We start from the raw sequence: 25,754 nt of genomic DNA, 5'->3' as shown, positions 1-25,754 counted from the left end.
CCGATGAAATTTGTACCATTAACAAAAATTTGGGCAACAATCTTCGTGTCCATCTTAGCCATTGCTATGAAAACTCCGGAACTATTGTTAGCATTATTTGGAGTAGAATTGCTGGTAATGCTGATTGGTGGTATCTTGTTGCGTCAATGGAAAGCATTATTCGCCTTAATCGGGTTTTCTGCGTTCTTAGGTATTGTACAGTACTTGGGTAGCTGGTCCGTGGACTCCGCGGTTGTAACAGCTTTGCGTATGTTGACGATGACCACTATCTTTATGATGCTTATTGTAACAACGAAAACACAAGATTTAACAGTGGCTCTTGTACAACAATGTCGCATCCCCTATGCGTATGCCTTTATGTTTACAGCGGCCCTACGCTTTGTGCCTGACTTTTTACGTGAAAGTAAAGCGGTGCAAGAAGCACAGGCCTGTCGAGGTATGTCGTTAGAAGGGAATTGGCTGACAAAGATAAAATCTTACATGACGGTCATTCAACCGTTGATGCTGAAATCATTGAGTCGTTCGGAGACAATGGCATTGTCCTTGGAACTTCGAGGCTTTGGAAATCAGCAACATACATTTATGCGGAAAGTTAGCTTGCAAGGTATTGATTATGTGGCGGTTCTTGTTATGTTGGGCATCACATATGCTGTGATACATTACATCGTACTATAAGGGTCACTGGTGATGCTATACACCTTGTGGGGTGTCACTAGTTCCGCTATGCATCCTGTGGCGTTCGTAATTGAATAAGATAAAGGGAAGACCGTAACACACCCCTTCTCAAACTATACAGTGGTTATGTTTGTTCAGGGGTATGTTACGGTCTTCTTACGTTTGTATTATTTAGATAGTAAAGGAACGCCACAAGGTTGCTACTCGTAACGGCGTTCCTTAAAGGGAATCATTTGTAAACTTGTGCTTTGCTTAGTTTGCTTTATGGTAATAAAACGCATAAACAATACGAATATATTATGCTATAATGTAAATATGAAGGGTCAACAACGTGAGTTGGGCTCATCTCTTCCTATTGTAGGAGGAGGTGATACTATGACACTATTCGAAGTTTTAATGTTATTAATTCAATTCGGATTGCTTGTTGTAGCAGTTTTAACTTATATGCAAATGTAAGTGAAAAGCCTAACGTCAAAATAAGTGTCGGAAGCACTTATACACGTTAGGCACATTTCACTTTATAGAATTCTGAGATGAGTCTAACGCCACTACACGTTGATGACTCTTCTTTTGTTACCTATAGTATATCATATATTTAGAATATATGACAATTGTTTTGAGCTTGGTTATACAGCTTCTGGTAGTGGCATCTATAAATCTGCGTTTTACTGGGGTTGCTTAGGAAATGTCGTATTTACTTTGGTCGAGCTAAGTTTTTAATAATAACTTTCAAAATTATTCTGCAAGTACTTGAAATGGACATGGCTGTTAGTGCTATAATAGAATAAGGTAAGTTCGTGCAGGGGTTGAAAGGAGAATTGATGGATTATAAAGTAGCAGCTTCTTTTTGGACAGAGAAGGATAAAACTGCAAGAAAGATGGACCCACGTGAATTGCATGTTGAGATTGTTGATTTTTTGAAAGCCCATCATACGTGTGCTTTGTCGACGCATAGTGAAACAGGTGTCCGTTGCACTCCATTATCGTATACGGTACATGGTGGATACATTGATATTTTCTCTGAAGGTGGTGAGAAATTCTTTCATTTAGAAGAAGATAAAAATGTATCTCTTACTGTGTTCGATTCTTATGAGGGTCCAGGTACGGCGAAGAGTGTTCAGATTCAAGGTGTAGCAACGGTGCTAGGCCCTGATGATGAAGAGTATGCTAAGGTACTAACAGAAATTGGTATGGAAAAATTATTAGACCGGGATGATGCGTTGTATTTGATTCGTGTGAAATCGAATGAGATTGTTTACTTGAATGGTTCCTTGCGAGCACGTGGCTATTATATTCGCCAAGTTTTGGCGAGATAGGGTAGATTCTTTTTGCACATCTGCGTCAAGTATGATATAATAAATAAAGACCGCCGTTAGAGGTTTCATCTAACGGCGGTCTTTATTTTAGAAATGGAGACAATTAATGAATATACAACGTATCTTACTGAGTGCTCTATTAGGAGCAACGTTAGTAGTGACGGCTGCTTGTGGTACTGACGCAGCTCAGCAAGCAAAATCTGAAGTAGGAAAAGAAGTGAAAGTAGAAACAAAAATGCCTATCTTTGATGCGACACCAATTGCTGATGAATATGCTACGATTCATACGAATAAAGGCGATATCAAAGTGCGTCTATATGGTAGTAAGGCACCTATTACTGTGAAAAACTTTAAAAGTTTAATTGAGCAAGGATATTACAATAATCTAACCTTTCACCGTGTTATCGATGGATTCATGATCCAAGGTGGAGATAATAAAAAAGGCGGTCCTGGGTATACAATTCCTGATGAAGTAAGCAATGATTTGCACTTTAACAAAATGGGGATTTTGGCGATGGCTAATGCAGGCCCTAATACAGGGAATGCTCAGTTCTTTATTACAGTGGCACCAACGCCTTGGTTAGATAATAAGCATACCATCTTCGGAGTGGTTGTGCAGGGTATGGATGTAGTAGAAGCGATCAGTCGTGTGCCGAGAGATAAACGGGATACTCCAAAAGAACCAGTGGTGATTCAGTCTGTTGATTTAGCACCAATCCCAGCTGGTGAGTAAGATGGAAGAAAAATTTTACACCTATATGGTACGCTGTGCAGATGGCTCTCTCTATACGGGATGGACTACGGATTTAGAAAAACGTATACGAGCCCATAATGGTGAAATTAAGGGGGGCGCCAAGTATACACGAAGTCGAAGACCAGTCACTTTGGTATGGAGCACAGCTTTCAGTAGAAAGCAAGACGCTCAATCCATGGAACAGCAAGTAAAGCGCATGGAACGGTCCCAAAAAGATGCCCTCATTGCGGCAAATTGTGATATAATGAAATGATACAGATAGTGCGTGAATACGAGAGGAGGAATGCTAATGAAACGAGTCATTGTGTCCGTGAAAAGTACGCAACGTGATGCGGATGGAGAAGATACGGTGGTGGAATTAGTATCCTCTGGTAAGTATTATGAAACAGCCTTGGCGAAACACATCATTTATGATGAAAGTGAAGTCACTGGTTTGGGGAATACAAAAACAACCATTAAAGCCTATAAGGATTCGGTGGTACTCCTAAGAACTGGTGAATTTTCTATGCGCCATGAGTATCAACTGGGGAAGACTAACATTGCAAGTTTGGAAACGCCATATGGGGCGGTAGAACTAGCTATGTTAACCCATGAATTAGACATAGATTTGAAAGATGGCAAGGGCCATATTTGTTTAGGATATGATATCTCTGTTGGTGGTGAATGGCAATTTTACAACCAGCTATATGTAGAGATTCGGGAGGATGTACATTATGGACATGAAAGAAGTTTTGAAAGCAGCCATTAAGGATGCTTTGCAGATAGCTCTAGAACAAGGAGAATTACCAGAAGGTGCCTATCCAGAAGCACATTTGGAAGTGCCACCGCAGAAAGAATTTGGCGATTTTTCTACGAATATTGCTATGCAATCTGCACGGATAGCGAAATCCAACCCACGTGCTATTGCGGAAACGATCATTTCCCATATGAATTATGATTGGTTAACGCGCGCAGAAGTAGCAGGTGCGGGATTTATTAATTTCTTCCTAGCCTCTGATGTGATTTACGATACTTTAAAAAATATATTAACAGCTGGTGAAACATACGGTAATGTACCACTTCGTGAAGAAGATACTGTGCAAATCGAGTATGTGAGCGCAAACCCAACAGGATTGTTACACGTAGGTCATGGCCGTGGTGCTGCGTATGGTAGTGCCTTGGTAAATTTAATGCGTGCAGCTGGATATAATGTGTTTGCTGAATATTACATTAATGATGCAGGTAAGCAAATCGACAACTTAGCGGCCTCTGTGAATGCTCGTTATTTAGAACTATTAGATATGAAACATGAGTTCCCTGAGTCTGGCTATCGTGGTCAAGATGTCATCGATACAGCGCAGGAATTGATTAACTGGAGAGGTGATTTCTTTGCAGTACTTCCAGAAGAAGAGCGTGTTCCATTCTTTAAAGAATTTGCTTTAACAGAAAAATTAAATGGATTACGCAAAACATTACGTAATTTCCGTGTAGGGTTTGATCGTTGGTTTAGCGAACGTAGTTTGCATAAAAGCGGTGAGATTCGCACATTGGTGAATCAGTTATTAGAGTCTGGCGGAATGTATGAAAAAGATGGGGCTTACTGGTTGGCATCTATGCAATATGGAGATGACAAAGACCGTGTAGTTATCCGTGACAATGGAGAGCCAACATACTTAGCCGCAGATATTGCGTACCACAAAGATAAATACGAACGTGGTTACAAACAATTAATTAACATTTGGGGTGCTGACCATCATGGTTATATTGCTCGTGTGAAAGCAGCTATGGAAGCGCTTGGATTCAATCCAGATAAATTAGAAGTTCTGTTATTACAAATGGTATTCTTATACCGTGATGGGGAACTTGTAAAAATGTCCAAACGTACTGGTGAAACGATTACTTTGGATGAATTGATTGAAGACGTAGGAGTGGATGCAGCAAGATACTTCTTCTTGATGCGCTCCTTAGATAGTCAATTGGACTTCGACATCAATTTGGCATCCTCTAAATCTAACGACAATCCAGTGTACTACATCCAGTATGCACATGCTCGTATTCATAGTATTTTTGGACAAGTAAAAGAAGCGGGTATTGCCTATGGTGACTGGGCAAATACATCTTTTACAGCATTGCAAAGTGATCAAGAAGTAGAATTGATTAAAAAATTAGCGGCTTATCCAGAAGAAATTCAACTATCTGCTAATAATAAAGCGCCACATCGTATCGCTAAATACTTGTACGATGTAGCAAGTCTATTCCATTCCTTCTATAAACAAGGTCGTATCATGGGCGTTGAACCAGAATTGCAACAAGCTCGATTAGGCTTGATTACGGCAACAGCACATGTATTACAACATGGTCTTGGTATCTTAGGTATTTCCGCTCCTGAAAAAATGTAATCAGAAGCGCATAATTTATTAGGGAGGCATCATGTCAACAAAGTATATTTTCGTAACAGGTGGCGTCGTATCATCATTAGGTAAAGGCATTACTGCAGCATCCTTGGGACGTTTGTTGAAAAACCGTGGATATAAGGTGACAATTCAAAAATTTGATCCATATATTAATATTGACCCAGGTACAATGAGTCCCTATCAACATGGTGAAGTGTTCGTCACTGACGACGGTGCAGAAACTGACTTAGATTTAGGTCATTATGAACGTTTCATCGACATTAACTTAGGTAAAACATCCAATATTACAGCTGGTAAAGTATATTGGTCTGTCATCAATAAAGAACGTAAAGGTGAATATCTTGGCTCTACTGTGCAAGTTATCCCTCATATTACGAATGAAATTAAAAATGCTGTGTTCCGTGTAGGTAAAGAAGATAATGCAGATGTGGTGATTACAGAAATCGGTGGTACTGTAGGTGATATTGAAAGCTTACCGTTCTTGGAAGCTATCCGCCAAGTGAAAAAAGAAGTCAACCGTGATGATGTGTTATATATCCACGTAACATTGGTACCATATATTAGTGCAGCTGGTGAGTTGAAAACAAAACCAACACAACATAGCGTAAAAGAACTTCGTGGCATCGGTATTCAACCAGATATCATTGTATGCCGTACGGAAAAAGAAATTTCCCGTGAAATGAAAGATAAATTGGCATTATTCTGTGACGTGGATCCAGATGCTATCGTGGAAAACCGCACTTGCAGCACGATCTATGAAGTGCCTTTGATGATGCAAGATGAAGGATTAGACAGCATTGTTGTACGTAAATTGAACCTAGAAGATCGTCCTGCAGATATGACAGAATGGAAAGAAATGGTTCATAAAATCTTACATCCTAAACAAGAAATTACCATCGCTCTTGTTGGTAAATACGTAGCATTACATGATGCGTACATTTCTGTAGCAGAAGCGTTGGGTCATGCAGGTATCGTAGAAGATACAAAAGTGAACATTAAATGGGTTGATTCTGAAGCGGTAGAAGCTGAAGGTACTGATTTAGCCGAAGTATATAAAGATGTAGATGGTATCTTAGTACCAGGCGGTTTTGGTTGCCGTGGTGTAGAAGGTAAAATTGCTACGATCCAATATGCTCGTGAGCACAAAGTGCCGTTCCTTGGCATTTGCTTGGGCATGCAAACATCTGTGATGGAATTTGCTCGTTCCGTATTAGATATGAATGGCGCTACTTCTACAGAATTTGATGAAAGTTGCCAGTTCCCTGTGATCGACTTAATGGACGATCAAGTAGATGTAGATGAAAAAGGCGGTACAATGCGTCTTGGCGTATACCCATGTAAAACAGTACCTGGTACAAAAGTACATGAAGCATACGGCGAAGACTTGATTTACGAGCGCCATCGTCATCGTTGGGAATTCAACAATGCCTATCGTCAACAATTGACAGATGCAGGCTTGATTATCTCTGGTACATCCCCTGATAATCGTCTAGTAGAATGCGTTGAAGTAGCTGATCATCCTTGGTTCGTAGGCGTACAATTCCACCCAGAATTGAAATCTCGTCCAAACAATGCACATCCATTGTTCAAAGGATTCGTGAAAGCGGCCATCGAAAATAAAAAATAAGACATAGTGAGTATGTAACATAGAAAGGACTGTAACGAGAATACAATAGATTCTGGGTGCAGTCCTTTTGTACTATATAACAGAATTTATTCGTATTGTGTATACATCCAAAATAAAAAATACATTAGTCTATTGACAAGCGACTCAAAATACTATAGAATAGTCTTCAGTTACATAAAGCAAATGCGATGAACAGGTATAAAGATATAGTTAGTTGCTTTCAGAGAGCTACTGGTTGGTGTGAAGTAGTAGAACGGTTATATTGAAACTCCCCTGTGAGCAGCGATGGTGAAATCAAGTAGTCATCGACGGTAGTTCCGTTATAACTGTGAGAACCAACTAGGGTGGGACCGTGTTATTGAAATGATAATGCCCCTTGATGTGCGTTGCACATTGAGGGGCTTTTTGTATCATAGGTTGATTAGTGTTTCTTACATTTTACGATGAGATCTGTATAAGGTATGCAGTACAAGTAGACTCTATTAGAATGTTCTGATAGTTGTAAGTATAGCTTACTAGCAGTAGAATATGCGGTTGGTTGTGAACAAACCGCTACACAAGATAGAGAAAAATCTGTGATGTAGTACTACTAAAACTATAGTATGTAAAATGTAAAAACCTCTATGAAACCAATACGCTACATATAACGCCCCTAGGGATGCATAGTCATCTCTGGGGGCGTTTTTTATTTTTAGAAAGAGGAATCATCATGGACAACAGAATTTATTTTTTTGATACTACACTACGCGATGGGGAGCAAACACCAGGTGTGTCCCTTCAAACACCAGAAAAAGTAGAAATTGCACAATCTCTTGTACGCCTTGGATTAGATGTCATCGAAGCGGGGTTCCCAGCAGCATCGGAAGGTGACTTTGAAGCAGTATCTACGATTGCGAGAGAGGTACGTGGATGTACGATCGCAGCCCTTGCTCGATCCAACGAAAATGACGTGACAAAAGCAGCAGAGGCGCTAGCTAGTGCAGAGCGGAGTCGTCTTCATGTGTTTATTGCTACTAGCGATATTCACCTAGAATACAAATTAAAGAAAACTCGTGAAGAAGTACTAGCGATAGTGAAACATATCCTTGAGTTTGCGAAAGGTAAATTTGATGAAATCGAGTTTTCCGCAGAAGATGCATCTCGTACAGATTTAGATTATTTATGCCGTGTCTTTGAAGTGGCTATCGAAGGTGGAGCTTCTATCTTGAATGTGCCAGATACAGTAGGGTATATGACTCCAGAAGAGTTTGGCAATCGTATTCGCTACATTAAAGAGCATACGAAAGGTATCGAAAAAGCAATCATCAGTGTACATTGTCACAATGACTTAGGTCTTGCGAATGCCAATACGTTGGCAGCTATTGAAGCTGGGGCTCGTCAAGTAGAATGTACTATGAATGGCTTAGGAGAACGAGCTGGTAATGTGGCTATCGAAGAAGTAGTAATGGCCATTAAAACACGTCATGACCACTATCCATTTGATGTACACATCAACACACCACTATTTACTCGTACTAGCAAATTGGTGAGCAAACTTTGCGGAGTTGCCGTATCTCCTAATAAAGCTATCGTCGGAGCGAATGCCTTCGCTCATGAGTCTGGTATTCATCAACATGGTATGTTGAATAATCCAACTACCTATGAAATCATGACACCAGCTAGTGTAGGAGCGGAAAAAACGTCTATCGTATTAGGCAAACATTCTGGTCGTCATGCCTTTGAAGATCATCTAGTGAATTTAGGCTTTCAGTTAGAAGAAGAACGAGTGAATGAGCTATTTGTGCAGTTTAAAGCCTTAGCAGATAAGAAAAAACAAGTTTACGATGAAGATATCTACGCTTTGGTGATGGATACTATGCATCACGAACAAGCATTTCACGTGGTACAACACGATTACCGTTCCGATCAAAATGGATACGTTCTTGCTAGCATTCGTGTATTAACACCGAGTGGGGAACGCATGGATGCCGCTGTTGGTGATGGTCCAGTAGATGCTTCTTTCAGAGCTATCGAACGGTTAGTGAACACACCGTTTGTATTGGAAGATTTCCAAATCCGTTCCGTAACAGTGGGTAAGGATGCCCTTGGTGAGGCGGTTGTGAAAGTTAACTACAATGGCCGCAGATTCCAAGGCCGTGGGGTGAGCACAGATATCGTAAAATCTAGTGTAAACGCCTATATCAACGCAGTGAATGCCATTTATTTAGCAAAAGAATTAGAACAAGAGTTTGGAAACCAGGAGGGTTAATGTCATGGGTATGACCATAACAGAAAAAAATATGGCTCGTCACGCAGGGCTAGCAGAAGTAAAAGCAGGTCAAATGATCGAGTGTCAATTAGATTTCATCTTAATGAACGATATTACATTTCCGCCAGCGAAAAAAGAGTTTGAAAAAATTGGTAAACATGTATTCGATGCAAACCGCATCTATTTAGTACCAGACCATTTCACACCGAATAAAGATATTAAATCTGCTACACAAGCCAAAGTAATGCGCGATTTCGTGCGACAACATAAGATTACGCACTATTTTGAAGTAGGTCGTATGGGTATTGAGCACGTATTGTTACCAGAGCAAGGTTTGATTGGTCCAGGGGAAATGATCATTGGCGCCGACTCTCATACTTGTACCTATGGGGCATTGAATGCCTTTGCTACTGGCGTTGGTTCTACAGATGCTGGAGTAGCTATGGCAGAAGGTAAAACTTGGTTCAAAGTGCCAGAAACGATCAAAGTCGTGTTAGAAGGGAAACCTGCTAAATGGATTTCCGGTAAAGATATTGTATTGGACTTAATCGGTAAAATCGGTGTGGATGGAGCTCGTTATAAAGCTCTTGAGTTCCATGGTTCTGGTGTGCAATACATGACGATGGCAGACCGTTTGACCATCTGTAACATGGCCATCGAAGCGGGTGGTAAATGTGGTGTATTCCCCTACGATGCAGTGACAGAGGAGTATATTCAAGGTCGCATCACACGCCCTATTGAACCGATTGCAGCAGACGAAGATGCAGAATATTGCCAAGTAGTAACCATCCAATTGGACGAATTAACACCAGTGGTAGCGTACCCACATCTTCCTTCCAATACACATTACATGAAAGACATTGTGAAAGAAGACCGCATTCAAATCGACCAAGTCATCATCGGTTCTTGTACGAATGGACGCTTTGAAGATTTAGAAATGTGCGCAGAAATTTTTAAAGGTCGCAAGGTAGCGGATTTCGTGCGTTGCATTGTCATCCCAGGGTCCCAAGATGTATATAACCAAGCTGTAAAAGCAGGATTAATGGATATCTTCATCGAAGCAGGTTGTGCTGTAAGTACGCCAACTTGTGGTCCGTGCTTAGGTGGTTACATGGGTATCATGGCAGAGGGAGAACGTACCGTGTCTACCACAAACCGTAACTTCCGTGGTCGTATGGGACACGTGGACAGTGAAGTATATTTGGCAAGTCCCTATGTGGCGGCAGCAAGTGCAGTAGCAGGGTATTTAGCAAGCCCTGAGGAGGTATAATATGGCAGACTTTCAAGGAACAATTTGGCGCTACGGCGACAATGTAGATACAGACGTAATCATCCCAGCACGCTATTTGGCAATCGCGGATATGGCGGAATTAGCAGAACATGCTATGGAAGACATTGATACGACTTTTGCACCGAATGTGAAAGCTGGTGAAATTATGGTGGCTGGTAAAAACTTTGGTTGTGGTTCTTCTCGTGAACATGCGCCAGCGGTGATTAAAGAGAAAGGTATTTCTTGTATCGTAGCAGATAGCTTTGCTCGTATTTTCTTCCGCAATGCTATCAACATCGGTTTACCAGTGATTGAAATTGGTGATGCAGTGGATCGCATTCAAGAAGGTCACGAAATCGCTGTGGAAATGGCCACAGGTGTTGTTCATAATGTGACTACCGGTGAAAGCTACCAAGGAACAGCATTACCACAATTTGTGCAAAATATTGCCAAAGCAGGTGGACTGGTGAATTTTGCAAAAACAAGACAGGAGTAATATGATGAGTGAAAAACAAATTGTCCTAATTGCTGGTGACGGCATTGGGGAAGAAATAACAAATTCGGCGCGTGCTGTGGTGGACGCAGCTTTTGCCAAAGCTGGTGTAACAGCAAACTGGATTGAGAAAAAAGCAGGTGGTGCGGCTATCGATGCTTTTGGTGAGCCATTGCCACAAGATACTATCGATGCATGCCAAGCAGCAGATGCTGTATTATTAGGTGCTGTAGGCGGCCCTAAATGGGATGATGTAGATCCATCCATCCGCCCTGAAAAAGCCATCCTTGGTTTGCGCAAAGCATTGGGCTTGTTCTGTAACTTACGTCCAGTGAAAATCTATCCAGCATTGCGTGAATTTTCTCCGTTGAAACCAGAATTGGTAGAAAACGTTGATTTCGTTATCGTTCGTGAATTAACAGGCGGAATCTACTTTGGGGAACGGGAAGAAGCACAAGGAGAAGGCCCAACAGAATTTGCTTGGGACAAAGAGACTTATGCTCGTTATGAAGTGGAACGCATCATGGACGTAGCAGTAGAAACGGCACGTAAACGTTCTGGCAAAGTGGTGAGTGTAGACAAAGCTAATGTATTGGCGTCTTCTCGTTTATGGAGAAAAATTGCAAAAGAAAAAGCAGAAGCGAATCCAGACATCAATATGGATTACTACTATGTAGATAACACAGCCATGCAATTGGTAACAAACCCAGGTCAATTTGATGTACTAGTGACAACGAACTTATTTGGAGATATCTTGAGCGATGAAGGGGCTGTTATCTCTGGATCCCTTGGCTTGTTGCCATCTGCCTCCATCGGTACAGGTACTTCTTTGTATGAACCAATCCATGGATCGGCACCAGATATTGCAGGACAAGGCATTGCTAATCCACTAGGAACAATCTTGTCTGCTACTATGATGTGTCGTTACTCCTTGGACTTGCCAGCAGTAGCAGACTCCATTGAAGAAGCGGTGACAGCTGTTCTTGATGCGGGCTACCGTACAGGAGATATGTACCGTGAAGGATTTACGAAAGTGAATACTCAAGGCATGACTGATGCTGTCATAGCGCACTTAGGGTAAAGCATTATATAGGATATAAAAAATCGCGGCACACTCCTCCACAAACTGATACGATCGTTAAGTTTGCTCCGGAGCATGCCGCGCTTTTTTCATATATTGTTGTATAGATACCACTAACATCGCCTAGGGGCGCTATGAGGGAACTAGAGAAAAGTAGCTATGTATAATTTTAGGGAAAAGAGGAAGGTCTGTACAGACCTATCTCACAAGAAATATATATACTAGTTAAGGTTTCATGTACTTTTGTGTATAATAGTGTACATATGTCAGTGTTGGGAACGGAATGTAGGAGGAGTTACTATGTCAGATGAACGAGTTACAGATCTACAGTTGGCACACTCTGTGCTAGGCTATACAGGTGTACCTGGGGCTTATGCTTATGAAGTGTTACAGAATGTACTTTCAAAATATATAGAAAAAGGCGGATCCGTGGAAGGACAACGGATTGAGCGCTGTCAAAGTCATCGTGAGCTCGTACAGGCTGTTCACGAAGGGCGCATCGATTATGCTATATTGCCTATTGAAAACTCCATTGTTGGAGAAGTGCGAGATAGTACGGATTTAATCAAGGATAAGAATATCCACATCGTAGGAGAAGTACGACATCGTATTAGCCATAGTTTGTTGGGGATACCGGGGGCTAGCCTTGACACGATTCAAGAAGTGTACTCCCACGAGCAAGCACTCATGCAGTGTTCACAATTTTTGGCGACACACAGTTCGTGGCAACTAGGTCCTATGAACAATACCGCTATGAGTGCGAAATATGTAAGCGATACCCAGGATATCACGAAAGCATGCATTGCCAATGCATCCGCTAAAGAACTATATGGACTCACATTATTGGCGCCAGACATTGCGAACTTCAAGGAAAACTTTACACGATTCTTCATTATTACCCACAAGGATGTAGTGATTCATGATGCCCATAAGTTAAGTATCATTGTACAAACACCGAATACTCCAGGAGCACTGGTGAAAGTATTACGAGTCTTTGAAGATCATCAGCTGAACATGGTGAATATCAAGTCACGACCATGTATGCACACGCCGTGGGAGTACTTTTTCTACATTGATATAGAAGGGGAAGGCCGTGAAGAAGTAGTACAACAAGCTTTAACAGAAGTGCGAGAACTGTCCAATTACTTGCAAGTGTTAGGACATTATAAAATCTATAATGTACTGTGAGGGTTCAATCAGAATTTTGATGCTATAGAATGCTAATATAGAGACATAATGTTTTGCGATTTCTAGATGTTGTAATGATGGGTAGTATAAGAGGAGTAATTTAAAAGTTTGGTGAAGTTTGGATTTACCCCCTTGCCCACAGAAATAGAGGTATGATACTATATTTCTATGAACTATATAGAAATATATAGATATACTGTGTAGATGTATTATGCAGACATATTATACTAATGTACTATGCAAATCTAGTATAGGCGATCGCCAATTTCTATGTGAGTATTAAGAATGTGAAATTTGAGTAAGGAGACATAGTATGAAACGAAGCATTATTTCTTTTTTAGTAGGCGTAATCGTGACAGGTTGTGCAATGGGGTGGTTCTGGTATCACGATCGTGAACAGTATACACGTGCCATTCCAGCTGTAAAAGGGTCAGTCCAAGTAACGCCAGTGGTGAATGGGACACCAGCAGGAACGACAAGTAACGCTGTACAACAAACTGGAGCTGTAGCGCCACAAGCAACGCAGCAACAAGTACAAATTACGCAAGAAAAAGCGATGGAAATCTTCAAAACAGCATACCCTGACTATCGAATTGAAAAAGTCAAGTTCGATACAGATCATGGTCGTGCTCATTATGAAATCGATGGGGAAACCTTAACACGGGAAGTAGAAATTAAAATCGACGCTGTTACTGGGGAGATCTTCCAAGTTAAAGAAGGGCATTAATAGTTTTTATTTTAAATACGATAGTCTTTAACACTGTGGTACCGAAACGAGTAGGCAATGTATTGCAAGCGACTACTGTTGTGCCAGTACAAATTGCAGAATAATACCTAGTGACAGATTCTTATGATATAGAATATCATTGGATGCATTAAGAATACCTAACCTAAGTTTTGGGTTAGGTATTTTTTGCTTCTATGGATAGAGTTTTAATAGCTAAGTAGTATTATGTATAGGATACTTAGTACCTGTGTTAGTAGTCATCATAGCATGGATAATGAATGCGAGGTATCATAAACTAAGTCCATAGAATATTCGCAAAAATTAGGATACTTTGCTATAATTAAATTGATTACATTGAATATAAGAAATGTTATGACCTTATAGATTAGATTGTTCTATGTAGAAAATATAAGAGAGGAATTATAAATGAAGTTAAACCAAAATACATCGATTACAAAAGAAGAAACAGAGGTAATCGAACACTTAAAAAATTCCTATAATGAATTAGTGTATCCGTCTAAATCTTTTGGGGTTACCTCTATTAACAGTTTAGAAGCAAAGGCAAAATTGTGGGGGTTAAATCCAGTTCCAGCTAAAGAGGCTCGTGTGTTAGAACTAGGTTGTTCTATGGGTGGGAATATCATTGGGCAGGCTGTGTATCACCAAGGGGCTACTTTTGTAGGGGTGGATCTTAGCGAATCTCAAATTGAAATTGGTAACGAAATCATCAACGCTATGGAGTTAAAAAATGTAAAATTAGTAGAACAAGATATTCTAAAAATTGACAAAGACTTTGGAACCTTTGATTATATTATCGTTCATGGGATTTGGTCTTGGGTGCCAGATGTGGTAAAAGATAAAATTTTAGAAATCTGTAATGTAAACTTGTCCGAACGTGGGGTAGCCTATATTTCTTATAATGTATACCCAGGTTGGCATCGATTGAACCAAGTTCGTGAAATGATGATGTTTGCCACACAAAATGATCAAGGTATGGATTTATTAGAACGTACAGAAAAAGGAATTTCCTTTGTATATCATATGAATGAGCTTATTAAAGAGTCTAAAGATATTGTTCCTACCTTGGAGTGGAAAACAAATAGCTTTGATTCAGCATTGAATCATAAAACCTACTATATTGCTCATGAATATTTAGAACCTATCAATGATCCGGTATATGTGAGTGATTTCATTAAGAGATCTAAAAACTATAACATGGTATATGTAGCGGATACAGATTTCCAATTGTCGGCGATTACTTGGATGAAACAAGAACGCAGAAAATTAATTAATACTATGTCAGGTGGAGATTGGAATACAAAGGAACAAATTCTAGATTTTTATTATGATACACAATTCCGTCGTTCCCTATTATGCCATGAGTCGCAAGCTCATTTACTACGCCATAATGAAGAGTTTTTAATTGAAACTTTAGATTCTTTGTATTTTGGTATGGTTAATAAAGGTAAAGAGTTGAAGGATACTGACAATGCTATAGAGCAAGCCGTTGTAAATCAATGCCGAAAAGGAGAATTCTTTAATGTCACAGATTGTAAAGCAGAACTGGAACGATTGCAGAATGGTGCAGAATACAATGAAATAGAATTATACAGTATGCTTATTCGTTTCTTGTTATGTGGATTCATTGTACCTGTGACGGAGAAAAAAGACATCAATACATTCCAAGAAGGTATGTCCACAGTGCCAAAAGAGATGGCTAATTATGTACAAACTGTTGTGGATAGAGGCGGCCATAAGTTCATCAATATCTCCGACTTATACAACGACAGCATTACAGGCTTTAACTCCGCCCATGTACTGATGATGAAAGAATTGGAAACACCTAAAACGTTGGAAGAACTTTACAAAGTAGCGGATAAAATTTTGAAAGTAGATGAAACGAAACCATCTGGTGAAGTAGTGCCGTTACAAGGCCATACTGTGGTAGATAGTACATTAGATGATTTAGGTCAACTTGGTTTCTTGCGTAATAACTAGAACTATTGGCAGATAGCTTAGGTAGTGGAAGCAAGATGATTATAAAAAGAGCTGTACTAGCATGTCTAATTGACATGTGAGTACAGCTCTTTTATTGATTATGTTATTGTAATTTTTCTAATAAGGTTAATAAGAATTTAGATACTGTATCTACTGCTGGCAAGTGTAACCGTTCTTTTGGAGTATGAGCACCTAAGATAGTAGGACCAAAGCTAATCATTTGTGTATTCGGTAATTGTGCTTTTAATAAGCCACATTCAAGGCCTGCATGTACGGCTGTTACGTGAGGTTCTACACCGATTACCTCTTTGTATAGAGCAATCGCTTGTTCTTCTAAACGGCTACCACGTTCGTATTCCCAAGCTGGGTAATGACCTTGCTCGGAAGCCGTGAAGCCATGTGCTTTTGCCAATGTCATGATGCGGTCACGTAGGTATGCTAGTTGACTCATAGTCAAGCTACGTACGGAGATAAGAATATCTAATTGTGTGTCATTATCTTCTACGATAGCGATATTGTTGCTGGTATCTACTAAGCCCTCTAACTTTTTACTCATACCAAATACACCATGAGGTGCTAAGTATAAGAATTGCAAGAAGGTGTGTGCTTGTGCATCACTATAGATTGTAGCAGGTGTGTCACAAGGAGTGACTTTCACTTGTAGATTTGGATCTTGTGGAGATAATTCGTGACGAATGATCTCAGCGTTGCCTTGAATATGAGCTTGTAATGCATCTGCATCAGAAGGTTGGCAAAGAATAGTTGCCTCTGCAAAGCGAGGAATCGCATTATGTTTAGAACCACCTGTAAAATGGCTTAAAGAAATAGGGGATTCTTGTTGTGCTTCCACTAATAAGCGAGCTAGGATTGTCACAGCATTACCAAGTTGTTCACCAATTTCAATGCCGGAGTGACCACCATGAAGTCCATCTACGGAGACTTTCAAAGCAGTTAATCTAGCTGGTGTTGGTACAGCATTCGTTGGTAAGGTAAGGTCCAAACGACAGCCCCCAGCACAGGCTACAATAAACTCATGTTCTTGTTCTGTATCGATATTGAGCAAATATTGTCCGTGTAAGCGGTCGCCTTTCACAGCCATGGCACCATTCATACCTGTTTCTTCATTAGTGGTAAATAGGCATTCTAAAGGTCCATGCGGGATGGTTGGATCATCTAGCACGGCCAGTGCCATCGCCACAGCGATGCCATTATCGGCACCTAGAGTAGTTTCGTTGGCGTGCAACCATTCACCTTCTTCAATCAGCTCGATGGGGTCCTTGGAAAAATCGTGAGTGGATGTGTCAGATTTTTCTGCCACCATATCGATATGACCTTGTAAAATGATGGATGGATGATTTTCATAGCCAGCAGTTGCATTAGCACGAATGATGACATTTAATTCTTCGTCTTGTTCTGCTTCTAAACCTCTATCTTTGGCAAATTGCATTAGAAAATCGCTAATACCCTGCTCATTGCCAGATTCACGAGGGATTTGACTGATTTCACGGAACCAGTGTAATACATTAGTTGTATAGTTAGTATGTGTCATAATAAACCCTTTCTTAGGATGGATGAAATATTCAATAAAATAACTATACTCTATTAGCCGTAAGGGGTCAATATAAGAATAAACGATTCTTTTATGATGAAAGTCTATGTCAATGGTATGCCAAGGAATGCTATAATAAGAATAGTGATTTCAAAGGAGGTTATCACATGAAGGATACAAAGATTATGATTATAGGCACAGGAGGTACCATTGCAGGTACAGGAAATGGGTCTAGTGCATTAACGGAATATAGAGCGGGATCGATTGGTATAGATGATTTGATGCAGGCTGTGCCTGCCTTGAATGAGTATGGTCCTTTTGAAAGTGTGCAATTCTCTAATATAGATAGTTCTGAAATGAGCCCTTATCGTTGGGTACGGTTAGCATTACTTGTGAATGAAGTGGCTGAGCGAGATGATATAGGTGGTATTGTTATTACCCACGGCACAGATACGATGGAGGAAACTGCGTATTTCTTGCAATTGACAGTACATACGAAGAAACCGGTTGTGATGACTGGTTCCATGCGTCCTGCAACAGCACTTAGTGCTGATGGTCCGGTGAATTTGCTGCAAGCAGTGCAAGTGGCGCGCAGTGAAAGTGCTATTCACCAAGGTGTTCTTGTGGTGATGAATGGATACATTGATAGCGGTAGAGAGGTAGCAAAGTTACATACCACCGATGTGGCTACCTTTGGAAATGCCCAATTAGGTCATATGGGGTGCATACAAAATGGAAAGGCTTATTTTTACTATACTCCGTGTCGTAAGCATACAAGTGACAGCGAATTTATTTTGCGTGAGGAAGTGGAATTGCCACAAGTGGGAATTGTGAATCTCTATGGAGGTATGGATACAGAAATACTAACTATGGTAGCAAGTCGATCACAAGGGTTAATTGTGGGTGGTTTTGGGCATGGCACATTGCCACAGGCTGTACGAGATACGCTCAAAAAAATTACCATTCCCAAAGTACGATCATCTCGCATTGGAAATGGTATTGTGTCCAGTAATTCATCAGATGTAAAAGAAGGCTTTATCGTTAGCGATTCCTTGTCACCTGTGAAAGCTAGAATTCTTTTGATGTTGGCTTTACAACAAGAACGAAGTCGAGAAGATTTAGAGAGCTTATTTGCACTCTATTAAGGCATCTCTTGTTCTGCTATGCATTCTATAGAGGTCTAGGTTAATGAAATGGTAGCAAAAAGCCCGTATATTTATAGATCCAAGGTAGCTGTGTTTTCTAATGCTTTTTCTATAGCACTTCGCACGGCTTTAGCTAAGGTGTCACCAAATTGGGAGAAGGTTCCTGTATCTGTCAGAAGCTCTCCGTTTGGGTCGATGGTCATGATGACGCCATCTGTGGATGTACCAGTGGCAGGCTGATTAGATAGAACGCTAGTGATTCCTATAGATTGAAGTGCCACTGTTTTGGCTTCGGTAATTGTGAGAAGTGATTTTGTAAGTGCTCCATCAGTAAGTGCACAATTAGTAAAGACTAAGAGATTGATGGTGCCTCCAGCGTGAAAAACTCCATCTTTTTCATAGTAGGTATACCCATCACCAGCTCGATGAGCTGTTTTTTCAACCCCCGCTGTAGCGATTACTTCTATGATAATGGAACCCTCTGACTGACAGACATAGGCGTGACGATTCATAGAGGCAGTGGTTAGTAAAGCGGTACAGAAATGGATGGGTAAGTCTAATTGAACGCACTCTTTTGCTAAATAGGCAGAGGTGGACCCACCAGGCAATTCACTTTCATCGTTGACGAAAAATGTGAGTTGTTGATTGCGTACTGCCATGACATGGTGCAGGCCACCGTTGAAAGGGCTCGTGCTGATGGCATAATAGGGCATATCATAGGTCACGGTAATGGCTGAACTATGGATATCCACGTAGCCACCACTACGTAGTGTAGTAGGAACCTTGTATTGATTGTAATTGGGCATATATCCTCCTAGTAAGTAACATGTTATTTTATATAGTTATAGTACCATAAAAAGAACTAGGATAGTATAATAGATTATATAATTATTGAGGAGGAGTCTATCATGGAAGAGAGTCATTTTTTTGCGCTATTGCAGCGTATGAAATATATTCAGCGCTGGAGCTTAATGCGCAATACAGAAGTAGAAAACTTACAAGGCCATAGTTTGGAAACAGCTATGATTGCGCACCAATTAGGCGTGTTACGGAATACCTATTTTGATGGGGCTGTAGATGTGAACCGATTAGCGGTATTGGCTATGTATCACGATGTGAGTGAAGTTTTTACAGGAGATATGCCGACACCGGTAAAATATTTTAACCCTAAGTTGCGCGCCCTCTATGGGGAAGTAGAACAGTTGGCAAATGAAACTTTGTGGCACACATTGCCAGAAGAGGTTCAACCGTGCTATGAGGAAGCTTTATTAGGTAGCTCTGATGAATATGTAGTCTTAATTAAAGCAGCAGATACGATGTCAGCATTTATGAAATGCGTCACAGAAAAAGCTGCTGGTAATGATGAGTTTAATGCAGCCTATGACAGTATTTATAAACGTTTGCAGGATATGAATTTACCAGAGGTGAATTTATTTTTGAAAGTGTATGTTCCGAGCTTGACAAAGTCTTTAGATGAAATGAATGTGTCTTTTACAAAGTAAGAGTGTACTTATTACTTTTCATGTATGCAAAGGACATGTTACCTATACGAGTACAACTATGCAGGCTTTAAAGGTGTCTAAAAAGAACCCTGGGATTGTTATTAAGGGGAACCTGTACTATCTCTAGAAAATATAGAGGGTTTATAGTTTGTCATATTGACGTCATTACATGCTTTCACGTATACTAATATTATATAGATAATGACTAAGAAGAGGAAAAATCTTTTGAACGCATCACAGAGAGCATTGGGTTGGTGGAACAATGTATGTAATAGAAAGAGGGTAGCCTCGGAGTTGGCATGGTGAACTAGAGTAAGTGTGCCCGCTGATCAGCGTTAACGATAATGAGTGATTGCTACGGCAATAATCTAGGTGGTACCGCGGAAGTATAGACCCTTTCGTCCTAATGGACGAAGGGGTCTTTTTGTATATACTAAAGAATATCTATCATTTTTGCGACTCTGCAAGTTTATCATAGAAATATGCTGATTGAAGGGTAGCAATGTAAAGATATATTTGAAGTAGGAGGACATATGAAGGAATATAAAAATCTCACAACTTACAATCCAAAAGAGATTGAACAACAATGGTATACATATTGGGAAGAGAAAGGGTACTTTCACGAGGAAGTAGATACGAATAAAGAGCCGTTTAGCATTGTGTTACCACCACCAAATGTAACAGGCCAATTACACATGGGTCATGCCCTTGATAACACCTTGCAAGATATTTTGATTCGTACGAAACGTATGCAAGGCTATAACGTGTTGTGGATGCCTGGTACAGACCATGCAGGGATTGCAACGCAAGTAAAAGTAGAAGAAAATATCATGAAAATAGAGGGAAAATCTCGTCATGATTTAGGTCGTGAAGAGTTCTTGAAACGTGTATGGGAGTGGAAACAAGAGTACGGTAGCACCATCGTAAAACAAATCCGTAGTTTAGGTGCTTCTTGTGACTGGACGAGAGAGCGTTTTACCTTGGATGAAGGTTACCATGAAGCAGTATTAAAAGTATTCGTAGAGTTATACGAAAAAGGTTTAATCTATCGTGGAGAACGCATCACTAACTGGTGCCCTAATTGTTTGACAGCTTTATCCGATATCGAAGTAGAACACGAAGATGAAAATGGTCATTTATGGCATATTAAATATCCTGTGATCGGGGAAGAAGATGTATTTTTAACAGTAGCTACCACACGCCCTGAAACGATGTTTGGTGACGTAGCCGTAGCGGTGAACCCTAACGACGAGCGCTATGCCCATTTAGTAGGCAAAGAATTATTGCTTCCATTCGTGAATCGGCATATCCCAATCATTGCTGATGAATACGTAGATCAATCTTTCGGTACTGGTTGCGTAAAAATCACTCCAGCTCATGACCCTAATGACTTTGAAATGGGACAACGCCATAACTTAGAAAGTATCGTGGTGATGAACCCAGATGGCACCATGAATGCAGGAGCAGGTCACTTTGTGAACATGCCTCGTGAATTAGCGCGTAAACAAGTAGTAGCAGAACTTGAGGCTCAAGGTTTATTAGAAAAAGTGGAAGAACATGGGCATAGTGTAGGTCATTGTTCTCGTTGTAACACGACAGTAGAACCTATGGTGTCGAAACAGTGGTTCGTATCTATGGAGCCATTGGCAAAACCTGCCTTAGAAGTGGTACGTGATAAATCTATTGAATTTGTACCAGAACGTTTTACTAAAACATATACCAACTGGTTAGAGTCTATTCGTGATTGGTGTATTTCTCGTCAATTGTGGTGGGGACATCGTATCCCAGCGTGGTACTGTCAAGATTGTGGGGAAACGATTGTAACGACAGAAACATTGACAGAATGTCCACATTGCCATGGCAAAGTAGAACAAGATCCAGACGTACTAGATACATGGTTCAGCTCCGCTTTATGGCCATTTGCCACAATGGGTTGGCCTGACAATACAGAGGAAGTGAAACATTGGTATCCAACTAGCGTCATGGTAACAGGGTATGACATTATCTTCTTCTGGGTAGCTCGTATGATTTTTATGGGCTTAGAATTTAAAGAAGAAATTCCTTTCAAACACGTATTCATTCATGGCCTAGTACGTGATAGCCAAGGTCGCAAAATGAGTAAATCCTTGGGCAATGGTATCAATCCATTAGAAGTGATCGAAGAATACGGTGCCGATGCGTTGCGCTTTACCTTGGTAACAGGCAATACACCGGGGAACGATATGCGTTTTTACATGGAACGTGTGGAAGCAAACCGTAATTTCGCTAATAAAATTTGGAATGCATCCAAATTTGTGTTGATGAACTTAGAAGGCTTTGATGAAAGTTTTGTACCAAGCGCAGAAGACTACACATTGGCAGATAAATGGATTCTAGAAGAATACAATAAAACAGTCACAAACATTACGAATAACCTTGATAAATTTGAATTAGGGGAAGCAGCGAGCGCTGTATACGATTTCATTTGGAATACGTACTGCGACTGGTACATTGAATTAGCGAAACCTCGTTTGTACAACAAAGAAGGTGGCCGTGACCGTCAAACAGCTCAATACCTATTGGTATCCATTCTTCGTCATATGATGGAATTATTGCACCCATTCATGCCATTCGTAACAGAACATATTTGGCAACACTTGTCACATGAAGGGGAGAGCATCATGGTTGCTCCATGGCCAAGTACATTATCCATGGAAGGTTTCGGCTCTGCAGCGGCACATATGAATGTGATGATGGACGGCATTAAAGGTATCCGTAACATGCGTGCAGAAATGAATGTACCAATGGGCAAACGTTCTGAAGTTATCTTAGTGCCTGCTACAGAAGAATTGAAAGGTATCTTAGAAACCCATGGTGATTACTTCCATACCTTAGGTTGGGCAGAAAAAGTAACAGTACTTTCACCAGATGCGCCAAAACCAGAAAACGCTACAGTAACTGTGGTGAACGGCTTAGAAGTGTACTTGTTGTTGAAAGATTTAATTGACGCAGACAAAGAAAAAGAACGTATCGCCAAAGAACAAGCCACAGTATTGAAAGAAATCGCTCGTTTAGAAGGTAAATTGAACAACCAAGGATTCTTAGCGAAAGCTCCTGAAGCGGTAGTAGCGAAAGAAAAAGAAAAATTGGAAGAATACAAACAAAAACAACAAGCCTTGAACGAACGTGAAGAGTTCTTAAAAACATTAGCATAAGGAGATCCATCATGAATTATACGGAAGCGATTGCCTACCTAGAAGAGGTAGCCTCCTTTGGGATTCATCCAGGATTAGAACGGATTACAGCGCTATTAGAAGAGCTAGGAAATCCACAACATACATATAAAACGATTCATGTCACAGGAACGAATGGAAAAGGGTCTGTTTCTACTTATATTACCTATGGCTTGTATATGAGCGGGCTTCGAGTGGGGATATTTACGTCCCCGCATCTGCAATCCTACACGGAGCGCATGCGTGTGAATACGGCCTGCATTACAGAAGAGGCTTTTGCTGATTTGATTGAACGTGTAAGCCATGCTGTGAAAACCATCATGGATCGCGGTGTGGAAGCACCCACACAATTTGAAATCTTAACAGCAGCGGCATTCCTATTCTTCCAAGAACAAGGTGTGGACTATGCCGTTATCGAAGTAGGCTTAGGTGGATTACTAGACTCTACGAATGTCATCACTCCAGAAGTGGCAGTAATTACAAATGTGACCATTGACCATCAAGCGTACTGTGGAGATACCGTAGAGGAGATTGCCCGCCATAAAGCAGGTATCATCAAACAAGGAGTACCTCTTGTAACAGCAGCTCAAGGGAGCGCTCTAGATGTGATCAAGGAAACGGCTCGTTCTCTAGGCGTGACCTACCATGTGTTCAATGAGGACTTTACCATCGATAGTCGCAGTGCGATGGCGATGGGACAAATGATTACTGTAAAAGATAAAGAAGGACATAAAGACATGCTCTTTACTTCTATGCATGGTATCCATCAAGCCCTGAATTTAGCGTGTGCAGCAAGGGTATTGCAAATCCTGAAAGACAAAGAACAAGCAGTGAGCGAAGAAACGTACCGTGAAGGCTTAGCTCGTGCTACTTGGCCAGGACGGTTTGAAACCTTCAAAGTCCATGGCAGGACAATCATTTTAGATGGGGCTCATAATGCGAGCGGAGCAGAAGCCTTTTCTATGACTTTCAATGAACTGTATCCAGAAAAAGCGAAAACTGTGGTTTTATCAATTTTGGAAGATAAAGATGTATCCACTATGGTTAGTTATTTAGTGGGACAAAAAGACCGTGTTATTACGGTGCCAGCACCAACACCACGAGGCATTGCGCCGCAACAGTTGGCAAAACAAATGCCCGTCCAAGCAGATCCTATGGAGACAATCCAAGAGGGCTTAGACCATGCTATGAAAATAACTAAGGAAGGCGATATCATCGCTGTGGTGGGATCCTTATATATTCTTGGGGATGTGCAACAATGGCTCGCCCAAGAAATGGGGCACTAATGGATGCCCTACGTAGACTATCTGTGGACCAATGGATAGTCTACCTCCTCTATGGAGCCACCGTGTGCATTCCCTTAGTACCCATAGGTGGCAATATTCTTGTCCTTGTGGCGGGGATACTAGCATTGCTATTTGATAGGCAACGATTTTCTGGGGCCTTACATTGGCTACAATGGGCAGTTCTGGGGTTTATTCTTTGGACGGGATTTTCTATCGTTAATTCCATGAATATACAATGGTCGGCTATGAGCTGGTTTTACCATATAGGTATGTATGGCAGTATCTATTGGTTGATGACATATTATATAGATAATGAATTACGGCAGAAAACGTTTTTGTCCTTATTTTGTATGACTGGAGTTCTCGTGTGCTTAGGTGCGGGGTATCAGTATTTTTATATGACTCCGGAACATATTCATGAATGGGTGGATAATGTTCATTTTCCAGGACTCATGCGACGCATGTATGGGACGTTACAGAACCCTAATTTATTGGGTGAGTATTTATTGTTTGTCCTATCCGTTGGTGGATTAGGAACGATACAGGTATTGAAAGCTAAAGATTGGAAACGCTTTACCTGCATGGCATTAGCAGTCATATGTATGCTACTATGCCTTGTTCTTACTTATTCGAGAGGCATGTGGCTTAGTTTGGCTATTGTTGTATTTGTGGCAGGTATTTGTGTAGAGCGAAGACTATTATATGCTCTTCTAGTAGTGCCGTTAGTGTTATTCTTTTACCATGGGGAAGTATCCAGTCGATTATGGTCGCTTTTTAGTGGGCAAGATACATCGGTCATGCTCCGGTGGGCATTATGGGATAGCACTATGTACATGATAGAAGATTTTCCTATCTTTGGTATTGGTTGGGATGCATTTTGGATGACCTATCCAGACTATAATTATTTTATCCAAGATCCAACGGTCATAATCTATCATGCCCATAATTTGTATTTGCAAGTGGCTGCAGAAACGGGTCCGATTTCCTTGTGCTTGTTGTTAGCAATTTTATTAGGGCATAGTAGAAATATACAAAAACAAAAGCACCTTGCCATTCCATATCGCTATAGTATGACCTTGATTACCGTAGTTGTTTTGGTAAGCGGTCTCTTTGATCATGCTTTATATAGCCAGCAAGTAAGTATGGTCTTATGGCAACTATTAGGCTTTTCTATGAGTGTCATACGAAATAAAAAAATAATATAAAACTTAAAAAGTATAGAGAAGGTCTTATGACTATCTCTATACTTTTTATATGTAGTAATCATTGTATTTAGATTGTATATTGTCT

Annotated in this window: 22 protein-coding genes and 2 other annotated features; of the genes, 20 read left to right on the top strand and 2 right to left on the bottom strand. The window is 40.6% G+C overall.

Annotation, left to right across the window (positions count from 1 at the left end; all coding sequences use genetic code 11):
• The first annotated feature begins 3 nt into the window (after nt 1-3).
• The 15 genes from HMPREF3032_RS00745 to HMPREF3032_RS00680 all read left to right on the top strand — a co-directional run bounded on the left by HMPREF3032_RS00745 (nt 4) and on the right by HMPREF3032_RS00680 (nt 15,770).
• Nucleotides 4-675 (top strand): energy-coupling factor transporter transmembrane component T family protein, encoded by a 672-nt coding sequence (locus HMPREF3032_RS00745; protein WP_062401109.1) that lies wholly within the window; start codon nt 4-6, stop codon nt 673-675.
• Nucleotides 676-939: 264 nt separating this feature from the next.
• Nucleotides 940-1,131: a putative holin-like toxin gene (locus tag HMPREF3032_RS07740; RefSeq protein WP_369813336.1), complete on the top strand. Its 192-nt coding sequence runs from the start codon at nt 940-942 to the stop codon at nt 1,129-1,131.
• Between the two features lie 365 nt (nt 1,132-1,496).
• Nucleotides 1,497-1,991 (top strand): pyridoxamine 5'-phosphate oxidase family protein, encoded by a 495-nt coding sequence (locus tag HMPREF3032_RS00740; protein ID WP_062401107.1) that lies wholly within the window; start codon nt 1,497-1,499, stop codon nt 1,989-1,991.
• A 106-nt stretch (nt 1,992-2,097) separates the two neighbouring features.
• Nucleotides 2,098-2,724 (top strand): peptidylprolyl isomerase, encoded by a 627-nt coding sequence (locus HMPREF3032_RS00735; RefSeq protein ID WP_062401105.1) that lies wholly within the window; start codon nt 2,098-2,100, stop codon nt 2,722-2,724.
• Between the two features lies 1 nt (nt 2,725).
• Nucleotides 2,726-2,998, top strand: coding sequence for a GIY-YIG nuclease family protein (locus HMPREF3032_RS00730; protein ID WP_062401102.1), 273 nt, complete (start codon nt 2,726-2,728; stop codon nt 2,996-2,998).
• Between the two features lie 36 nt (nt 2,999-3,034).
• Complete coding sequence (locus HMPREF3032_RS00725) at nt 3,035-3,493, top strand: YwiB family protein (RefSeq protein ID WP_038144345.1); 459 nt, start codon at nt 3,035-3,037, stop codon at nt 3,491-3,493.
• Nucleotides 3,459-5,123: an arginine--tRNA ligase gene (gene argS / locus HMPREF3032_RS00720; RefSeq protein ID WP_062401100.1), complete on the top strand. Its 1,665-nt coding sequence runs from the start codon at nt 3,459-3,461 to the stop codon at nt 5,121-5,123. Before HMPREF3032_RS00725 ends, argS begins: the two co-directional genes overlap by 35 nt.
• Nucleotides 5,124-5,154: 31 nt before the next feature.
• Nucleotides 5,155-6,765 carry a CTP synthase gene (locus tag HMPREF3032_RS00715; RefSeq protein WP_062401096.1) on the top strand — a complete coding sequence of 537 codons (1,611 nt, stop codon included), beginning with the start codon at nt 5,155-5,157 and terminating at the stop codon, nt 6,763-6,765.
• A gap of 179 nt (nt 6,766-6,944) precedes the next feature.
• Nucleotides 6,945-7,145: a binding site (T-box leader), on the top strand.
• Nucleotides 7,146-7,474: 329 nt separating this feature from the next.
• Nucleotides 7,475-9,013 (top strand): 2-isopropylmalate synthase, encoded by a 1,539-nt coding sequence (locus HMPREF3032_RS00710; RefSeq protein ID WP_062401094.1) that lies wholly within the window; start codon nt 7,475-7,477, stop codon nt 9,011-9,013.
• Nucleotides 9,014-9,017: 4 nt separating this feature from the next.
• On the top strand, nt 9,018-10,283 hold the full coding sequence (gene leuC / locus HMPREF3032_RS00705; protein WP_062401092.1) for a 3-isopropylmalate dehydratase large subunit: 1,266 nt from the start codon (nt 9,018-9,020) through the stop codon (nt 10,281-10,283).
• A 1-nt stretch (nt 10,284) separates the two neighbouring features.
• Nucleotides 10,285-10,779, top strand: a complete 495-nt coding sequence (locus HMPREF3032_RS00700) for a 3-isopropylmalate dehydratase small subunit (protein ID WP_009352818.1) — start codon at nt 10,285-10,287, stop codon at nt 10,777-10,779.
• Between the two features lie 4 nt (nt 10,780-10,783).
• Nucleotides 10,784-11,857 (top strand): 3-isopropylmalate dehydrogenase, encoded by a 1,074-nt coding sequence (gene leuB, locus HMPREF3032_RS00695; RefSeq protein ID WP_062401178.1) that lies wholly within the window; start codon nt 10,784-10,786, stop codon nt 11,855-11,857.
• Nucleotides 11,858-12,157: 300 nt separating this feature from the next.
• Nucleotides 12,158-13,045 (top strand): prephenate dehydratase, encoded by an 888-nt coding sequence (gene pheA / locus HMPREF3032_RS00690; RefSeq protein WP_062401090.1) that lies wholly within the window; start codon nt 12,158-12,160, stop codon nt 13,043-13,045.
• Nucleotides 13,046-13,358: 313 nt separating this feature from the next.
• The gene (locus HMPREF3032_RS00685) at nt 13,359-13,772 is read left to right on the top strand and encodes a PepSY domain-containing protein (protein WP_062401088.1); all 414 of its coding nucleotides are present in this window, start codon (nt 13,359-13,361) and stop codon (nt 13,770-13,772) included.
• A 426-nt stretch (nt 13,773-14,198) separates the two neighbouring features.
• A complete protein-coding gene (locus HMPREF3032_RS00680) occupies nt 14,199-15,770 on the top strand; it encodes a methyltransferase regulatory domain-containing protein (protein WP_062401086.1) in 1,572 nt (523 codons plus the stop codon).
• A 103-nt stretch (nt 15,771-15,873) separates the two neighbouring features.
• Here HMPREF3032_RS00680 and HMPREF3032_RS00675 read toward each other — a convergent pair whose 3' ends face one another.
• Nucleotides 15,874-17,319, bottom strand: coding sequence for an aminoacyl-histidine dipeptidase (locus tag HMPREF3032_RS00675; protein WP_062401083.1), 1,446 nt, complete (start codon nt 17,317-17,319; stop codon nt 15,874-15,876).
• 167 nt (nt 17,320-17,486) lie between these two features.
• Between HMPREF3032_RS00675 and HMPREF3032_RS00670 the strand changes: the two genes are divergently transcribed.
• Complete coding sequence (locus HMPREF3032_RS00670; protein ID WP_062401081.1) at nt 17,487-18,464, top strand: asparaginase; 978 nt, start codon at nt 17,487-17,489, stop codon at nt 18,462-18,464.
• A 71-nt stretch (nt 18,465-18,535) separates the two neighbouring features.
• Here the strand turns inward: HMPREF3032_RS00670 and HMPREF3032_RS00665 are convergent, their stop codons facing one another.
• The gene (locus HMPREF3032_RS00665; protein ID WP_062401079.1) at nt 18,536-19,270 is read right to left on the bottom strand and encodes an adenosylcobinamide amidohydrolase; all 735 of its coding nucleotides are present in this window, start codon (nt 19,268-19,270) and stop codon (nt 18,536-18,538) included.
• Between the two features lie 102 nt (nt 19,271-19,372).
• Here HMPREF3032_RS00665 and yfbR point away from each other — a divergent pair, with 102 nt between their 5' ends.
• The 4 genes from yfbR (at nt 19,373) to HMPREF3032_RS00645 (ending at nt 25,669) form a co-directional block, all read left to right on the top strand.
• Nucleotides 19,373-19,966, top strand: a complete 594-nt coding sequence (gene yfbR / locus HMPREF3032_RS00660) for a 5'-deoxynucleotidase (RefSeq protein WP_062401078.1) — start codon at nt 19,373-19,375, stop codon at nt 19,964-19,966.
• A gap of 198 nt (nt 19,967-20,164) precedes the next feature.
• Nucleotides 20,165-20,375 (top strand) — a binding site (T-box leader).
• A 124-nt stretch (nt 20,376-20,499) separates the two neighbouring features.
• Nucleotides 20,500-23,160 (top strand): valine--tRNA ligase, encoded by a 2,661-nt coding sequence (locus tag HMPREF3032_RS00655; protein ID WP_062401076.1) that lies wholly within the window; start codon nt 20,500-20,502, stop codon nt 23,158-23,160.
• 11 nt (nt 23,161-23,171) lie between these two features.
• Nucleotides 23,172-24,464, top strand: a complete 1,293-nt coding sequence (locus tag HMPREF3032_RS00650) for a bifunctional folylpolyglutamate synthase/dihydrofolate synthase (protein ID WP_062401074.1) — start codon at nt 23,172-23,174, stop codon at nt 24,462-24,464.
• Nucleotides 24,437-25,669: an O-antigen ligase family protein gene (locus HMPREF3032_RS00645; protein ID WP_082717762.1), complete on the top strand. Its 1,233-nt coding sequence runs from the start codon at nt 24,437-24,439 to the stop codon at nt 25,667-25,669. The genes HMPREF3032_RS00650 and HMPREF3032_RS00645 overlap by 28 nt, the downstream gene beginning before the upstream one ends.
• Nucleotides 25,670-25,754 lie beyond the last annotated feature (85 nt).

This window comes from Veillonella sp. DNF00869, assembly GCF_001553345.1.
In the GTDB taxonomy this organism is placed as follows: domain Bacteria; phylum Bacillota; class Negativicutes; order Veillonellales; family Veillonellaceae; genus F0422.
The sequence above is the reverse complement of the archived record's forward strand: the minus strand, read 5'-3'. Positions and strand labels throughout refer to the sequence as shown.

Excerpts from the sequence above, each read along its gene's own strand:
- HMPREF3032_RS00745 (WP_062401109.1), top strand. The coding sequence starts at position 4 with ATGAAATTTGTACCATTAACAAAAATTTGGGCAACAATCTTCGTGTCC.
- HMPREF3032_RS07740 (WP_369813336.1), top strand. The coding sequence starts at position 940 with ATGGTAATAAAACGCATAAACAATACGAATATATTATGCTATAATGTA.
- HMPREF3032_RS00740 (WP_062401107.1), top strand. The coding sequence starts at position 1,497 with ATGGATTATAAAGTAGCAGCTTCTTTTTGGACAGAGAAGGATAAAACT.
- HMPREF3032_RS00735 (WP_062401105.1), top strand. The coding sequence starts at position 2,098 with ATGAATATACAACGTATCTTACTGAGTGCTCTATTAGGAGCAACGTTA.
- HMPREF3032_RS00730 (WP_062401102.1), top strand. The coding sequence starts at position 2,726 with ATGGAAGAAAAATTTTACACCTATATGGTACGCTGTGCAGATGGCTCT.
- HMPREF3032_RS00725 (WP_038144345.1), top strand. The coding sequence starts at position 3,035 with ATGAAACGAGTCATTGTGTCCGTGAAAAGTACGCAACGTGATGCGGAT.
- argS (WP_062401100.1), top strand. The coding sequence starts at position 3,459 with ATGGACATGAAAGAAGTTTTGAAAGCAGCCATTAAGGATGCTTTGCAG.
- HMPREF3032_RS00715 (WP_062401096.1), top strand. The coding sequence starts at position 5,155 with ATGTCAACAAAGTATATTTTCGTAACAGGTGGCGTCGTATCATCATTA.
- HMPREF3032_RS00710 (WP_062401094.1), top strand. The coding sequence starts at position 7,475 with ATGGACAACAGAATTTATTTTTTTGATACTACACTACGCGATGGGGAG.
- leuC (WP_062401092.1), top strand. The coding sequence starts at position 9,018 with ATGGGTATGACCATAACAGAAAAAAATATGGCTCGTCACGCAGGGCTA.
- HMPREF3032_RS00700 (WP_009352818.1), top strand. The coding sequence starts at position 10,285 with ATGGCAGACTTTCAAGGAACAATTTGGCGCTACGGCGACAATGTAGAT.
- leuB (WP_062401178.1), top strand. The coding sequence starts at position 10,784 with ATGAGTGAAAAACAAATTGTCCTAATTGCTGGTGACGGCATTGGGGAA.
- pheA (WP_062401090.1), top strand. The coding sequence starts at position 12,158 with ATGTCAGATGAACGAGTTACAGATCTACAGTTGGCACACTCTGTGCTA.
- HMPREF3032_RS00685 (WP_062401088.1), top strand. The coding sequence starts at position 13,359 with ATGAAACGAAGCATTATTTCTTTTTTAGTAGGCGTAATCGTGACAGGT.
- HMPREF3032_RS00680 (WP_062401086.1), top strand. The coding sequence starts at position 14,199 with ATGAAGTTAAACCAAAATACATCGATTACAAAAGAAGAAACAGAGGTA.
- HMPREF3032_RS00675 (WP_062401083.1), bottom strand. The coding sequence starts at position 17,319 with ATGACACATACTAACTATACAACTAATGTATTACACTGGTTCCGTGAA.
- HMPREF3032_RS00670 (WP_062401081.1), top strand. The coding sequence starts at position 17,487 with ATGAAGGATACAAAGATTATGATTATAGGCACAGGAGGTACCATTGCA.
- HMPREF3032_RS00665 (WP_062401079.1), bottom strand. The coding sequence starts at position 19,270 with ATGCCCAATTACAATCAATACAAGGTTCCTACTACACTACGTAGTGGT.
- yfbR (WP_062401078.1), top strand. The coding sequence starts at position 19,373 with ATGGAAGAGAGTCATTTTTTTGCGCTATTGCAGCGTATGAAATATATT.
- HMPREF3032_RS00655 (WP_062401076.1), top strand. The coding sequence starts at position 20,500 with ATGAAGGAATATAAAAATCTCACAACTTACAATCCAAAAGAGATTGAA.
- HMPREF3032_RS00650 (WP_062401074.1), top strand. The coding sequence starts at position 23,172 with ATGAATTATACGGAAGCGATTGCCTACCTAGAAGAGGTAGCCTCCTTT.
- HMPREF3032_RS00645 (WP_082717762.1), top strand. The coding sequence starts at position 24,437 with ATGGCTCGCCCAAGAAATGGGGCACTAATGGATGCCCTACGTAGACTA.